Origin of the sequence: Streptomyces dryopteridis (assembly GCF_049606955.1) — a bacterium.
Lineage (GTDB): Bacteria > Actinomycetota > Actinomycetes > Streptomycetales > Streptomycetaceae > Streptomyces.
Genome location: NZ_CP187113.1, coordinates 3902049 through 3916596, shown reverse-complemented (window position 1 = coordinate 3916596; position 14548 = coordinate 3902049). Strand labels below are relative to the sequence as shown.

General features: G+C 74.7%; 10 protein-coding genes and 1 tRNA gene. 5 read left to right on the top strand and 6 right to left on the bottom strand.

The window, feature by feature from the left end; all coding sequences use genetic code 11:
* Window positions 1-58 precede the first annotated feature (58 nt).
* The 3 genes from ACN20G_RS16755 (at window position 59) to ACN20G_RS16745 (ending at window position 2929) form a co-directional block, all read left to right on the top strand.
* On the top strand, window positions 59-709 hold the full coding sequence (locus tag ACN20G_RS16755) for an ArsR/SmtB family transcription factor (RefSeq protein ID WP_424213595.1): 651 nt from the start codon (window positions 59-61) through the stop codon (window positions 707-709).
* A gap of 1072 nt (window positions 710-1781) precedes the next feature.
* Window positions 1782-2102 (top strand): hypothetical protein, encoded by a 321-nt coding sequence (locus ACN20G_RS16750; RefSeq protein ID WP_424213594.1) that lies wholly within the window; start codon window positions 1782-1784, stop codon window positions 2100-2102.
* Window positions 2103-2659: 557 nt separating this feature from the next.
* The gene (locus ACN20G_RS16745) at window positions 2660-2929 is read left to right on the top strand and encodes a hypothetical protein (RefSeq protein ID WP_424215696.1); all 270 of its coding nucleotides are present in this window, start codon (window positions 2660-2662) and stop codon (window positions 2927-2929) included.
* A 1738-nt stretch (window positions 2930-4667) separates the two neighbouring features.
* Here the strand turns inward: ACN20G_RS16745 and ACN20G_RS16740 are convergent.
* Window positions 4668-5465, bottom strand: coding sequence for a S16 family serine protease (locus ACN20G_RS16740; RefSeq protein ID WP_424213593.1), 798 nt, complete (start codon window positions 5463-5465; stop codon window positions 4668-4670).
* Window positions 5466-7538: 2073 nt separating this feature from the next.
* Window positions 7539-8180, bottom strand: coding sequence for an IclR family transcriptional regulator (locus ACN20G_RS16735; RefSeq protein ID WP_424213592.1), 642 nt, complete (start codon window positions 8178-8180; stop codon window positions 7539-7541).
* A gap of 372 nt (window positions 8181-8552) precedes the next feature.
* Here ACN20G_RS16735 and ACN20G_RS16730 point away from each other — a divergent pair, with 372 nt between their 5' ends.
* The gene (locus ACN20G_RS16730) at window positions 8553-9623 is read left to right on the top strand and encodes a hypothetical protein (protein ID WP_424213591.1); all 1071 of its coding nucleotides are present in this window, start codon (window positions 8553-8555) and stop codon (window positions 9621-9623) included.
* 238 nt (window positions 9624-9861) lie between these two features.
* Here the strand turns inward: ACN20G_RS16730 and ACN20G_RS16725 are convergent, their stop codons facing one another.
* The 4 genes from ACN20G_RS16725 to ACN20G_RS16710 all read right to left on the bottom strand — a co-directional run bounded on the left by ACN20G_RS16725 (window position 9862) and on the right by ACN20G_RS16710 (window position 14143).
* Complete coding sequence (locus ACN20G_RS16725; protein ID WP_424213590.1) at window positions 9862-11646, bottom strand: DEAD/DEAH box helicase; 1785 nt, start codon at window positions 11644-11646, stop codon at window positions 9862-9864.
* Window positions 11647-11922: 276 nt separating this feature from the next.
* The gene (locus ACN20G_RS16720) at window positions 11923-12312 is read right to left on the bottom strand and encodes a type II toxin-antitoxin system death-on-curing family toxin (RefSeq protein WP_424215542.1); all 390 of its coding nucleotides are present in this window, start codon (window positions 12310-12312) and stop codon (window positions 11923-11925) included.
* Between the two features lie 5 nt (window positions 12313-12317).
* A complete protein-coding gene (locus ACN20G_RS16715; protein WP_424213589.1) occupies window positions 12318-12518 on the bottom strand; it encodes a CopG family transcriptional regulator in 201 nt (66 codons plus the stop codon).
* 35 nt (window positions 12519-12553) lie between these two features.
* Entirely contained in the window at window positions 12554-14143 is a 1590-nt protein-coding gene (locus ACN20G_RS16710) for an MFS transporter (RefSeq protein ID WP_424213588.1), read from the bottom strand.
* A 258-nt stretch (window positions 14144-14401) separates the two neighbouring features.
* On the opposite strand from ACN20G_RS16710, the gene ACN20G_RS16705 reads away from it, so the two are divergent.
* Window positions 14402-14473: transfer RNA gene (locus tag ACN20G_RS16705), tRNA-Cys, on the top strand.
* Window positions 14474-14548 lie beyond the last annotated feature (75 nt).

Genomic DNA, 14548 nt, shown 5'->3' with positions numbered 1-14548 from the left:
CAAAGAACCCGTTGCAAAAACCCTTGCAAAGAAGCCTTTGCACACTTACTCTCGTGTCATGCCGCCGAACGATCCCCCCACCGACACCCCGCCCCCCGACCCGAACACCCCACCCCCGAACCTCCCCGACCCGAGCCACCACCCGCGTCCCGTCGACGCACGCAACCTCCGGGGCCTGGCCCACCCCCTGCGCATGGAACTCCTCAACGTCCTGCGCCGCCACGGCCCCGCCACGGCCTCCCAACTCGCCGCGAGACTGGGCGAGTCCAGCGGGGCCACCAGCTACCACCTGCGCCAGCTCTCCGAGTACGGCTTCATCGAGGACGCCCCGGGCCAGGGCAAGGGCCGCGAACGCTGGTGGCGCGCCGTCCACGGCGGCGTCGCCTTCTCCGACGACCTCATGTTCGACCCCGACCCCACCGTCCGGGGCGACATCAACCTCGTCATGCACCAGGTCGCCGACATCCACACCCGCGAAGTCGCCGCCTGGCTCGGCGACTCCCCCCACTGGCCCCGCGAATGGCGCCTCGCCAGCGACATCAGCGACTTCACCCTCCGCCTCACCCCGGAACGCAACACGGAGCTGATCAACGAGCTCCACGCGGTCGTCGAGCGCTACCGCGCCATGGACCCCGCCGCCCCCGAGGACATGGCCGGCGCCGAATCCATCCGCGTCCACGTCCACTCCTTCCCCCGCCCCCCGACCTGACCCCACCCCGGCAGACCCGAACCCCGGAACCCCCGACCCAAAACCCCACCCCAACCAACACCCCCGCCCCTCCCACCACCCAAACCCGACAACACCCCACACCCGCGACAACACCACCCCCTCGGACATCCCCGGCCAACCGGGGGGGGTGCCGGCCGACCGAGCAACGCCGACCGCCCAACGCGAACCAACCGAGCGGTCCCGGCCGACCGGCGCGGACCAACCGAGCGGTGCCGACCGACCGAGCAGTCCCGGCAGACCGAGCGGTGCCGGCCGACCGGGCCGACACGCCCCCCGGCCCGCCCCCACCCGACACCCCGCGCACAACCGCCGGCCAGGCACCGGCCCGCGCACCGCCCCCACAACCCGGCCCACGCGCGCACCGGCCCCACGGCCCCGAGCTCCACGGCCCACGGCCCCACGCCCTCGCCGCCGCACCACCCGCGCCCACGAACCGGCCCCACGGCCCCGGCTCCACACCCTCGCCGCGCGCACCACCCGTGCCCACGAACCGGGCCCCCACAGCGCCGAGCTCCACACCCTCGCCGCCCTCACCACCCGTGCCCACGCCCTGCCCCGCGCGCCGCGCACCCACGGCACCCCGCGCCGCCCCCAGGCCACCCGGGCAGGCCCTGCCCCACCGCCCACGCCACCCCGGTGAGCCCTCGGCCCACCCCGCAGTTGTACGCCACCGACCCGTGCCGCCCCCGGACCGGCCACGCACCCGTAAGCCCCGGCACGAACCCGTAGACCTCCGTACACCCCGTGACGGCACCGCACCCAAGGGCCGGGCCCACACCGGCCCCCGCCCGAGAGCACGCCGCCCAAGGCCCTCCAGAACCAGCCGAGTTCGAACGCAAGACCGGCCCCGACACCTCTGCGGTCACGGCCACGGCCACAGCCACAGCCACAGCCACAGCCACAGCCACAGCCACAGCCACCGGATGCCTGACACCCCGGGCCCGGCTCCACACACGCCCCGAGGCCGAGCCCCGGCCCCCTCACGCCCTCACTCACCCGCACCTGACATACCCACACCTCACGAACCCCACCTGCCACAAGGAGTTCCGCCATGTCCCCGTACGCTCCCCTCGACTCCCTCGACCTGGACCTGCACCACCTCCGCACCGCCCGACTCGGCGCCCTCGCGGCCCAGGAGCACCTGGCCCGCACGGCCCGCACAGCCGACTCGGCCCACTTGGCCCACTCAGCCCACTTGGCCCACTCCGCCTCGGGCTCGGGCCCGGCGCGGTCCGCCCTCCGGTCCGTGCGCGACCGGCTCGGTCGTGCCCTGGTGTCGGTCGGTACCCGGCTGCTCACAGCCCCCTCCCCCACCTCCCACACCCCGCCCTCGCCCCCGGTCGGCCGATCCCTCGGGCGCACCCCTGCGTGAGCCCACCCGTGAAGCGCCGGGGGCCGCCGCTCTGACCGCTCGCCGCGAACACCGTGTCCACCGTCGGCACGTCCCTCTCCCTGATCGGCGTGCCCTGGTTCGTTCTGGAGACCACCGAGAGCACGGCCGGCGCCCGGATGGACGTGTTCCTGCACCGAGGCCACCACGCCGTCCGATCAGCCGTCCGCGACTACACCCCTCCCCGAGCCGGGCCGGCGTCGTCGCCTTCTCCGTCGGACTGCCCGTGGGTCTCGGCCACCCTCCTCGGCGACCCGCTGACCGACCGGCTCGCACGCCGCGACGCCTCGATCGCGTCCGACCCGCTGTGCGCGGTAGCGGTGTGGCGGTGGCGGTCGCCTCGGTCCCGCTCCCGTTCCCGCACCGGGCGGAGGAACTCCGGTTCTGACTGCCGTGCGCCCCAACCGGTCTGCTCGATCCCGTCCAGACCCCGGGCACCATGTCCCCGCTGCGTCCTCGCCCCCGACCTCGCCGAACGGGCCGCCGGCACCCTCCCCCACGTCGCAGCCACCCACAACGCCATCTCACGGGGTGCCCGCATGCGGGGCACGGCGTCGACCGGCACGCTGAGCGGAGCGACCGGGGCCGCCGGGACCGTGCTGCTGATCGACGGGGGCACGTTCGTGGTGTCGACCCCGCTCCCGAGCATGGTCCTGCGGGGCGTGCCGGCGGCGGATCCCCGACGCCACGAGAGCCCGGGGTCGGGCACCGAGCGCCGGCCCGCCGTGCACAAGCGCGTCGAGGGCCTGCGGGACGGGCGGGGGGCCTGCGCCGGTCCCGGCTGTCGCGCGGGGTGTTGGTGGTCGTGAGCTGTCGATCGGACTCGACCAGGGCTGATCCGGCATCCCGCTACCCGCACGCGGCGGACAGAGACGGGCACGGGGGCCGGGACGGGGCGAGGGCCGAGGGCCGGGACGGGCCGCGGCCGGGTGCGGCGCCGGTGACGGCGGGCCGGGCGAGGGCCGGGGCGGAACGGGGCGGCCGGGACAGACGGGGGCGGGGACGGGGTCGGGGGCCGTGCGCCTGGCGGCGGCCGGGACGGGGCGAGGACCGAGGGCGGGGACCGGGCGAGGCCCGGGGGCCGGAGGCCGGGGATCGGGCGAGGCCCGGGGGCCGGAGGCCGGGGATCGGGCGAGGCCCGGGGCGGGGCGGCGGCCGGGACGGACGGGGGCCGGGCAGCGGCCGGGTCGGGGACGGGGTCGGGGGCCGGGCGCCCGGCGGCGGCCGGGACGGGGCGAGGACCGAGGGCCGGGACCGGGCGAGGCCCGGAAGGCCGGGGGCCGGAGGCCGGGGGCCGGAGGCCGGGGGCCGGAGGCCGGGGGCCGGAGGCCGGGGGCCGGGCAGCGGCCGGGGGCCGGGCAGCGGCCGGGTCGGGGACGGGGGCGGGGTCGGGGGCCGGGCGCCCGGCGGCGGCCGGGACGGGGCGAGGACCGAGGGCCAGGACCGGGCGAGGTCCGGCGGCCGGAGGCCGGGGATCGGGCGAGGGCCGGGGGCCAAGCGCCCGGCGGCGGCCTGGACGGGGCGAGGACCGAGAGCCGAGGGCCGGGACCGGGGGCCGGGACGGGCGGCGGCCGAGTGCGGCGCCGGTGACGGCGGGCCGGGCGAGGGCCGGAGCGGGGCGGGGCGGCCGGGACAGACGGCGGCCGGGACGGAGGCCGGGCACCCGGCGGCGGCCGAGACGGGGCGAGGATCGAGAGCCGAGGGGCGGGCGAGGGCCAGGACCGGGCGGCGGCCGGGACGGACGGGGGCCGGGGCGGAAGCGGGGCGAGGGACGGGGCGGAGGCCAGGGCGAGGGACGGGGCGGAGGCCGGGGCGAGGGACGGGGCGGAGGCCGGGACGGAGGCGGGGCGAGGGCCGGAGCGTGGTCGGGGACGGGGCGAGGGCCGGGACGGGGGCGGGGCGAGGGCCGGGACGGGGGCGGGGCGAGGGCCGGGCGAGGGCCGGGCGGGCAAGGCGAGGCGGGGCGGGGCGGGGCGGGGCGGGATACCGGCGGCGGCCTTCGGTGGGGCCGCGTTGCCGAGCGTGGCCCTCTGCGGCCTTGTGGCGAGCGGCCGCCCCGGCGGCCCGTATTCGCCGCCGCCCACCTCCCGTGCGAAGCGCCGCGCTTCGTCGTCGCCGCGCTCACCGACGGCATCCGCCACCGCTCGTGGCGATGGCGGCGGCCGGGCTGGGCGCGGGGGTGCTGAACCCGATCCTCACGGCGGTCGCCTTCGAGCGGGTGCCGGAGCGACTACTGCGGGCCCAAGTGTCCGGGGTGGCATCGGCGGCCTGCCGAATCGCCATGCCGCCGGGCGGCCCGGGGGCCAGGCTGTCGGTGTCCCGGCAGGGCGTACGCAGGCCCTGTGGGCGTGTGGGTGGACGGGTGGATGGACGGGTGGGCGATCGGACCTGGCTCGCGGATCCTGCGGCCGGCGTTGCCGCCGTCATGGCGCGGCCAGGACGCCCACCGCACACCGGCCGTCTCCGAACCCCGGCGAACCCGCCGGCCCGCCCACCGACCCCGGCGCACACCGCGCCCGAACACCACCACACGCACCGTGCCGACGGTCAGCAGGACGGAACGTCGCCGCCCTTGTTCAGGGCCCGCAACGCTTCCACCGCGCCCTTCAGGGTCTCCACGGGGATCAGCCGCATGCCGTCCGGGAGCTCGGCGGCGGCGTCGGAGCACTCGGCCTTGGGGACGAGGAACACGGTCGCGCCGTCCCGCTTGGCGGCCTGCGTCTTGAGGGCGACACCCCCGACCGCTCCGACGGTCCCGTCGGCGGCGATGGTGCCCGTGCCGGCGATGATCCGGCCGCCGGTGAGCCCGCCGCCCGAGCCGTCCCCGTCGAGCTTGTCGACGATGCCGAGGGCGAAGAGCAGGCCCGCGCTGGGGCCGCCCACGTCGGCGAGGTTCAGTTCCACCTTCACGTCCCCGGGCTTCTTGCCCAGATAGCCCAGGGCGGCCTCGGCCGCGCCGGTCTGGGACTTGGTCATCTCCTCCAGGTTGTGCTTCTCGACCGCCGCGTCGTCGTCACCGGCCGGGTAGACGGACTCGCGGGGCATGACGGCGCGGTTCGTGTCGAACCAGTCGCCGATCAGGTCGGGGAGGGTGATCGTGCTGGAGGGTCCGGTGGCGAGGATGGTGGTCATGCGGAGCTGGCCGTCCGTCTTGCGGGTCGGGGCGCCGGTGACGGTGATCACGGGCTTGCCGTCGCGGGCGCCGAGGACGTCGGCGGTGAGCCCCGGCCGTGCCACCACGAACGGCAGCGGAGCGAAGGCCGCGACCGCGCAGAGCGCGAGCAGCGGCACGGCGCAGACGGCGAGGGCGAGGGGGCGCGGAAGGCGCGACAGACGAGTCAGCACCCGGCCAATCTATCCGCCCACCCCCACCCCACGGCCCCACCACCCACCGGCACACCCCGCCGACCACACGAGGCCGGCCGGCCACCACCCGAGAGCGCGAGCCCCCGCACATCGTCTTGAACGCGCAGGCACGCCCGACCGCCAAACCCGACGCCCGACGCCGACGCCGACGTCGACGCCCGACGCCCGACGCCCGACGCCCGACGCCGGCACCCGGCACCCGGCACCCGGCACCCGGCACCCGGCACCCGGCACCCGGCACCCGAAACACGCCAACAAGCCCACGCCACCCCACGCAAGGCTCCAAGCCCGGCCCACCACCCCACCGCACCTCACCGCACCGCACCGCACCGGGTAATCCCCCACGCGGACGGGACCCACCCAACCCCGCCAAACACACAGCCCGCCCGAATCCCGCAGGCGCCCAGACCGTCCGCCGGGCTCGAACCCGCCCGCGCGTCAGCGCGTCGGCGCGTCGTCAGTCGGCGGCGGTCGGCGGTCGGCGGTCGGCGGTCGGCGGTCGGCGGTCGGCGGTCGGCGGTCGGCGGTCGGCGGTGGAATACGCCGCAAGTGCTTCCCTGGTCGGCCAAGCGGCGGCTCGTCGGTGGCCGAGGTGGCCGCCTGCCGGCGGCGGGCAAGTCAAAAGCTTTTCCCAGGGGCGGCGGAGGGGGGCCGGGGGGGCAGGTTCGGTACCCGTGCTCAGGCCGTCCCGTGGCAGGGCCAACCCCACCCAGCCAACAAGCTCGCCCCACCCGGGCCCGTGACCCCCACGAACCCAGACCACACGGGGCCCCGCCCCCACTCACCCCCACCAGCCGAAACGCCCACTCAAGCCCCGGAAGCCCCGGGCCACGGGATCCGCCACGGCCCGAGCACCCAGAACCAAGGTCACAACGGCCACCGCTGTGGACACCGCCCGGCCCCTTCCCCTCCCCCTGCCGACGCGCCACGCCGGAAAAGCCCGACCACGCCCGAGCCCGTGGCCCCCACCCACTCAGCCGCACCCGGCCACGCACCGAAACCCCGCGCCCCTCCCCCGCCGCCACCGGGAAAAGCTTTTGACCTACCCGCCGCCGGCAGGCGGCCACCCCAACCCCGAACGACCGCTCCAACGCGCGCGGACCTCGCCCCATCCCGACATACGCGCCCCACCCGCCAAGAAAATCCGCAACGATGACAACAGCCGAACACCCCGCCCCATAAAGCCCCCTACCATGCCCGAAATGCCGGATTCCCCAATTCTTGCCAAAAACCCCACCTGGCCGCCACAAACCCACAGGTGAAAGACTCCAGCCCCCGCGCACGCGGGGATGTTCCCTGGGCCTGCGGGCCCGACCGGAGCCACGGGCCCCCGCGCAGGCGCAGGCGCAGGCGAGGATGTTCCCCCGGCTGGGCCCCGAAGGGACCGGGGCCGACCAGCCCCCGTGCACGCGGGGATGTTCCCCTGTTCGCCGGCGGTGGATCTTCAGCCCCCGCGCACGCGCACGCGGGGATGTTCCACCGGCGACGACCTCCCCGGACTGATCACGGGCCGGCCCCCGCGCACGCGGGGATGCTCCCGTGCCGGGGAACGATCACTGGGACCCCGGCGCCCGCTCCCCGCGCACGCGGGGATGCTCCCGTGCCGGGGAACGATCACTGGGACCCCGGCGCCCGCTCCCCGCGCACGCGGGGATGTTCCCGGGCAAGGTCTTGGAACTCCGGACCAGCGGCCGCTCCCCACGCGCGGGAATGTTCCCATCGCCACGCCGCCGAGGTCGCGTGAGGGAACCTCTCTTCGCGCACGCGGGGGGGGGTGATTTCCGTACCGGGATTCTCCGTGGGGAATTCCCGCCTCGGTCGGCTTGCCCGGGGTGGTTGGTGGGGGGATTGGTTTCGGGGGTGGCCGGCGGTGCGGTGGGGTTGTCCGTGGGGGGCTTGGCGTGTTCCGTGGGGTGGGTGTGACGAAGCCCGCCCGGGTGGGGGCGGGCGGGGTCACGGGGTGTGGGTGGGGCCCTGGTGGGCTTGGGTGGGTGGGGGCGGCCGGGCCCGGTCCCGGCGGGTGGTCGGGGGATCGGGCGGGGCCGTGTGTGGTCAGCGAAGGGCGTCCGCGATTTCGCGGGCCGCGTCCACGACGCGGGGGCCGACGCGTTCGGGGATGGCGTCGGAGAGCATGACGACGCCGACGCTCCCTTCGAGGCCGGTGACCCCGACGAGGGGGGCCGCGGCCCCGCTCGCGCCGGCTTCCAGTTCGCCGTGGGTGAGGGTGTAGCCGGGTTCGATGAGCGCACCCTGCCTGGCGGCCAGGATGGCCCGTCCGGCCGCACCGCGGTCCAACGGGTGGCGGAAGCCGGCCCGGTAGGCGACGTGGTAGTCGGTCCAGGTCGGTTCGACGACGGCGACGGCGAGTGCCTCGGTGCCGTCGACGAGGGTCAGGTGGGCGGTCGCGCCGATGTCCTCCGCGAGCGAGCGCAGCGCGGGCAGCGCCGCCTCGCGGACGAGGGGGTGCACCTGGCGGCCCAGGCGGAGCACCCCGAGGCCGACCCGCGCGCGGCCGCCGAGGTCACGGCGGACCAAGGCGTGCTGTTCGAGGGTGGCCAAAAGGCGGTAGACGACCGTGCGGTTCACTCCGAGGCGGTTGGAGAGCTCGGTGACGGTCAGTCCGTGGTCGGTGTCGGCAAGCAGTTTGAGGACTCTGAGTCCTCGGTCGAGAGTCTGGGAGGTTTCCGCGGTCACGACGCCTCTCCCTCTTTCGGTGAGCGGCGGTTTGCTCTCGCGGGGCGGAGGCGCCGCCGGTCCCATTCGGCGACGCACGGAGAGGCCGCCGGTTTCAAGGCCATGGCACCGGCTGCGCTCCCGCGGCGGCGCTGCCACGGGGCGTTTCGATGCGGGGACAGTAGCGAGCGGGTTCGCTCAGCGGAAGACCTCGTCCAGAATCCGGGCGCCTGGCACCCGTATGTGGCATTCGTGATCGCGATGTGACACAGATCGTGACCGAATTATCAGTTCAACACTTTACAAGTCCATTACGCTGATCACGTTCAAAAAGCTTGGGTGGATCGGGGGGACGGCCAGTCCTTTCGGGCTGCCCGTGGAGGGAAGCACACAGTGAAGCTGAAGCGCATAGCCGCCGTGGCCGCCGCCGCGGTGGTCGGTCCCACCGTCCTCATGGCCACCCCCGCGATGGCCGACGAGGCCCCCTCGGCTCCCGTCTCGACCCCGGACCTGCCCGGTGCGGACGCGCAGCCCGCCGCGGAGGCCCCGGCCCCCGAAACCCCCAAGACCCCCGAGGTCAAGCCGGGCGTTCCCGGCCCGGAGACCGGCGAGGCCGTCAAGCCCGCCCCCGAGGTCCCGAACGCCAAGCCGGACACCAAGCCCGTCGCCGAGGCCGGCAAGGACAAGGGCAAGCCGGGCGCCGAGCAGAGCAAGCTCGCGAAGGACCCCGAGCTCAGCCTGCACGGGGTGCCGAAGTCCTTCACCCCGGGCAAGTGGAGCACGATCCAGGTCGACATCGACAACAGCAAGGGCAAGGCCCACAAGAAGGGCTACGCCGTCGCCCTCGTGCTGGGGGGCAACTTCAACCCCGACCACATGCGGGCGCAGATCTCCATCGACGCCCTCGGCACGGGCGACGAGTGGGAAGACCTGTTCATCATCCCCCTCGAGGGTGAGATGGGCTACGCCGCGCTCATCCCCGTCGGCTCGGACGAGCTCAAGAAGGGCGAGGCCTTCGGCGTCGACGTCCGTCTGAAGTTCGACAAGCAGGCCAAGAAGGGTGCGATCACCCTGCAGGCCATGGGTATCTCCCTCGCCGAGGACGCCCCGGACGAGCCGACCGCCTTCTCCTCCGTCCACAAGTCCCGCATCGGTGAGAAGACCAGCGGCGGGAACAACGGCGGCGGCAACGGCGGCGGCGAGACCGGCGGTGGCAACACCGGTGGTGGGAACCAGCCCGACCCGAACGGTGGCGGCTCCAAGCCGATCGTCGACAACGGTGGCGGCAACAACAGCGGGAACGCCGGTGGCGGCAACGGTGGGACCACCACCCCCGGTGGCGAGCTCGCCGAGACCGGGGCCGACGCCGCGTCGACCTGGGCCCTCGGTGGCGCCGGCATCGCCGTCGCCATGGGTGTCGCGCTCGTCGCGGGCACCGGCAAGCGTCGCCGCCAGACCGTCTGAGGTCCGGCCGCTCGCGCCTGAACCACGTGCCTGACACCGCGCGCGCCCGACGTCACGCGCCCGCCGACGGCCCGCGGCCGCCCCGACCCCCGGCACCGGGTCGGTGCGCCGCCGGCCGCACGGGCCGTGCGGGCGTGCGGACCGCCGTGCGCGGCACGGGGTGACGAGAGGGGCCCGGACGCTTCGTGCGTCCGGGCCCCTCCGCCGTTCCCCGTTCTCGTTCTCGTTCCCCGTCCGGTCAGCGCATGCGGGTGGCCCACTCCTGGACCTTCTTGATGCGTTCCCGCAGCTGGCCGGCCGTGGCCTCGGCGCTGGGCGGGCCGCCGCACAGTCGACGCAGTTCGGTGTGGATCACGCCGTGCGGCTTGCCGCTCTGGTGCACGTACGCGCCGACCATCGTGTTCAGCGACTTCCGCAGCTCCAGCAGTTCCTTGTGGGAGACCACCGGCCGCCGTTCCGCCGGGAGTTCGAGCAGGTCGGCCTCCGCGTCGGGCTTGCGCCGCGAGTGCGCGATCTGCCGGGCCTGCCGCTTGCGCAGCAGCATCTGCACCTGGTCCGGCTCCAGCAGGCCCGGGATGCCCAGGTAGTCCTGCTCCTCCTCGCTGCCCGGGTGCGCCTGCATCCCGAACTCGGCGCCGTCGTACAGGACCCGGTCGAAGACCGCGTCGGACTCCAGCGCCTCGAAGGACATCTGCTCGTCGTCGCCGGTGTCCTCGTCCTCCTGGCGGTTGGCCTCGGCCATCTCCGCCTCGGACTGGGCGTACGGGTCCTCCTCGCCCTGCTTCTTGGGCCGGTCGAGGACGTGGTCGCGTTCGACCTCCATCTCGTTGGCGAAGCCCAGCAGGTACGGGATGGTCGGCAGGAACACCGAGGCCGTCTCGCCGCGCCGGCGGGACCGCACGAAGCGGCCCACGGCCTGCGCGAAGAACAGCGGGGTGGAGATCGTCGTCGCGTACACGCCGACCGCCAGGCGCGGCACGTCGACGCCCTCGGACACCATCCGGACCGCGACCATCCACCGGTCCTGGCTCGCCGCGAACTCGTCGATCCGTTTCGAGGCGCCGGTGTCGTCGGAGAGGACCACCGTCGGCTTGGTGCCCGTGATCTCGCGGATCAGTTTGGCGTAGGCGCGGGCCGCGTCCTGGTCGGCGGCGATGACGAGGCCGCCGGCGTCGGGGATGCCCTTGCGGACCTCGGTCAGCCGCTGGTCGGCGGCGCGCAGCACGTTCGGCATCCATTCGCCGCGCGCGTCGAGCGCCGTGCGCCACGCCTGCGAGATGGCGTCCTTCGTCATGGGTTCGCCGAGCCGGGCCGCGATCTCGTCGCCGGCCTTCGTGCGCCAGCGCATGTTCCCGCTGTACGACAGGAAGATCACGGGGCGGACGACGCCGTCGCCCAGCGCGTGCCCGTAGCCGTAGGTGTAGTCGGCGGAGGAGCGGCGGATGCCGTCGTGGCCCTCCTCGTACGTCACGAACGGGATGGGGTTGGTGTCGGAGCGGAACGGGGTGCCGGTCAGGGCGAGCCGGCGGGTGGCCGGGTCGAATGCCTCCAGGCAGGCGTCGCCCCAGGAGCGGGAGTCGCCGGCGTGGTGGATCTCGTCGAGGATCACGAGGGTCTTGCGCTGCTCGCAACGGTTGCGGTGCAGCATGGGGCGCACGCCGACACCGGCGTAGGTGACGGCGACCCCGTGGTACTCCTTGCTGAGCGGGCCGGCCGAGTACTCGGGGTCGAGCCGGATGCCTATCCGGGCGGCGGCCTCGGCCCACTGCTTCTTGAGGTGTTCGGTCGGCGCGACCACCGTGATCTGCTGCACCACGTGGTGGTGCAGCAGCCAGGAGGCCAGGGTCAGCGCGAACGTGGTCTTGCCGGCGCCGGGGGTGGCGACGGCGAGGAAGTCGCGCGGCTGGGTCTGGACGTACTTGTCCAGCGCCCCTTGCTGCCAGGCGCGCAGCTTGCCGGCGGTACCCCAGGGGGCCCGGCCGGGGAAGGCGGGTGAGAGGTGGTGGGAGGCGGTAGTAGTCACGGTCTCCGGTTCGGCTCTCGGCGTCACGAGGTCGGACGGGTGCGTCGCGAGGTCGGACGGTGGCGGGCAGGCGATCGTACGCGGGTGATGCGCGGGGCATCAGAACAACCGGACCACCTTACCGGGGCCCGCCCGGCTCCCCCGCCCCGCCGAGCCCGTGACCTGGGGACGTGCGGGAAGGCTCACACCACCCCCGCCCCGGGGTGCGCGACCCGGCCGACCGTGCTACGCGGAGACCGCGGGGAGGCCCTCACGAGGCCCTCCCCGCCCGCCCCGTCAGGGCGCGGGCACCACGAGGGCCCGCAGCCCCTTGGACACGTCCACCAGCTCGTGCAGCTCTCCCGTGGCCACGGCCACGACGAGGATCTCGGCCGCGTCCACGTCCAGGACGAGGTCGATGCCGTTGATCGCGAGGAACGTGGCACACGAGAGCCATGCCGTTCGCTTGTTCCCGTCGAAGAACGGGTGGTTGATCGCCAAGGACTGCAGGAGCGCGGCGGCCTTGTCGATGAGATCCGGGTACGCCTCCTCGCCGAACATGGCGGCCGAGGGCCGGTGCACGGCGGATTCCAGCAGGCCCACGTCACGCACCACCACCTGCATGTCCGGGCATGCGGCGTCGGCGATCTCCAGGACGTCCTCGGCTGTCAGGTACACGCAGGGCACGAAGGTCACTTGAGCCGCTCCATGAGCTCGCCCCACTTCGCCGCCTGCTCCTTGGCCGTACGCCGGACCATGGTCTGGTGCGCCGTGCGGTCGAGGTAGTCGTCCACGGCCTTGAGCACTATGGCGTGCATGCTGGCCCCCTCTTCCTCCGCACGCTGTCTGAGGGCATCGGTCTGGTCGTCACGAAGACGCAGGTTCATCGCCATGACATCAGTCTAATTCCGGTGGGGCCATAGTGGTACTACTTTGCGGCGGATGTGCCGCTCACCTGCGGCGACGAGACACCTCGCGGGGCCGACGCGGAACCGCTGCCCGTCGCGCCCGCGTCCGCGTCCACGCCCGTGTCACGGCGCGGGTACAGGCGGGTGGTGATCCAGATGCCGATGAGGGCGATGACCGCCATCGGGAGGAAGACCCCGACGAACGCCTCCGGGTGCGAGGCACCTCCGCCGGCCGCCGGGGCGCCGTGGCCCGCGCCGACCGCGCCGCCGCCCAGGGCCGCGAAGACGGCGCCGCCCGCCGCGAGCAGCAGCACGTTCGACAGGGCGTCGGAGATCTGGAGGGCGGCCGAGTTCGCGCCCGCCTCCGCCGGCGGCGACAGCTTGAGCAGCAGCACGCTGGAGGGGCCGATGACCAGGCCCATGCCGAGGCAGCCCACCCCCCACACCAGCGCGAGGGTCCACACCGGCACCCAGGCGATCAGCACCGCCGGCGCCGCCGCGATCGCGAAGGCGACCATGCCCATGCCGAAGCCCATCAGCCGTTCCCGCCGGGGTTCGGCCCAGGCCCGGGACTGGATCCACGAGCCGCCCGCCCAGGTCACGCCGCCCAGCGCCAGGGAGAACCCGGCCAGGGTCGGGCTCAGCCCGCGTTGGGTGACGAGCATCAGCGGCAGGAAGCTCTCGGTGGCGATGAAGGAGCCGGCGGCCACCCCGCGCAGCAGCACCACCGACGGCAGGCCGCGCCGGGCCCGGTAGGTGCCGCGCGGCAGCAGCCGCAGCACCGCCGGGACGAGCAGTGCCAGCCCGGCCAGGGCGATCGGCGCGGACAGCGGGCGCAGGTCCTGGGCGGCGAACTGGAGCAGGGCCGCGCCGGCCGAGATGGCGAGGGCGAAGCCGATCCGGCGCCGGTCGAAGGGGCCGGGGTCGACGCCGGGCACGGGCCCGTCGGCGGTGCGGCGGATCGCGGGCAGCGCCACCAGCAGTGGCACGAGGACCAGCAGCGGGATGCCCACGAACACCCAGCGCCAGCCGAGGTGCTCGGTGATGGTGCCGGCGGCGAGCGGGCCGACGATGGACGGCACCACCCAGCTCGCGGCGAACGCGGCCATGATCCGGGGCCGCAGCCGTTCGTCGTAGGCCCGCCCGACGACCACGTACAGGGCCACGATGACCATGCCGCCGCCCAGCCCCTGCACGCCCCGGCCGGCGACGAACGCGAGCATGTCGCCGGCGGTGCCGGATATGAGGAGGCCGGCGACGAAGCCGGCCATGCCCGTGATCAGCGGCCGCAGCGGCCCGGCCCGGTCGGACCACTGGCCGGAGAGGACCATGCCGAGGAGGCTGGTGGTGAAGTAGGCGGAGAAGGCGAAGGCGTAGAGGGCGACGCCGTCGAGTTCGCGGGCGGCGACCGGCATGGCCGTGCCGACGGCGGTGGCCTCGAAGGCGACGAGCAGCACGACGGAGACGATGCCGAGGGTGAGCGCCCGGTGCGCCCGTCCCAGCACGCCGCCGCCGGCGTCGGCGGCGGTGGGCGGGGCGGGGCGGGTGTCGACGGGGCCGGCGGGGGGCTCGTCGGGGGGCGTCGGCTCTCGGGTCTCGTGCTGGCTCATGCGCTCAGCGTAAGGGCCGAAACACTGTTTGGACCCTGTCGGGAAGGTGTATCCGCCCTCGTGCTTCCGTCCTAGGTCCCCGGTCCGGCCCAGGTCCGGCCCGGGTCCGGCCCCGCCCTCGGTGACGTGGGTTTGTGAACAGGGCGTGGCGGTCGTGTGGCGCGGGGCGGGTGGGGGTTCCGGTGGTGTGGGGGCGGCCGTAACGTCGTGGTCGAGGCAGCGAACGCGCACCGCGAGGGGCGCGCCGCAGCACCACACAGCCGTGTGCCCGAGTGGTTGAGGGACTCGCCTGCAAAGCGGGATACGCCGGTTCGATTCCGGTCACGGCTTCTACGGCCTGAACAGGCCAAACGTTGAGCGGCCCCCTGATTGGGGGCCGCTCAACGTCGTTTCCGTCTCAGTTCC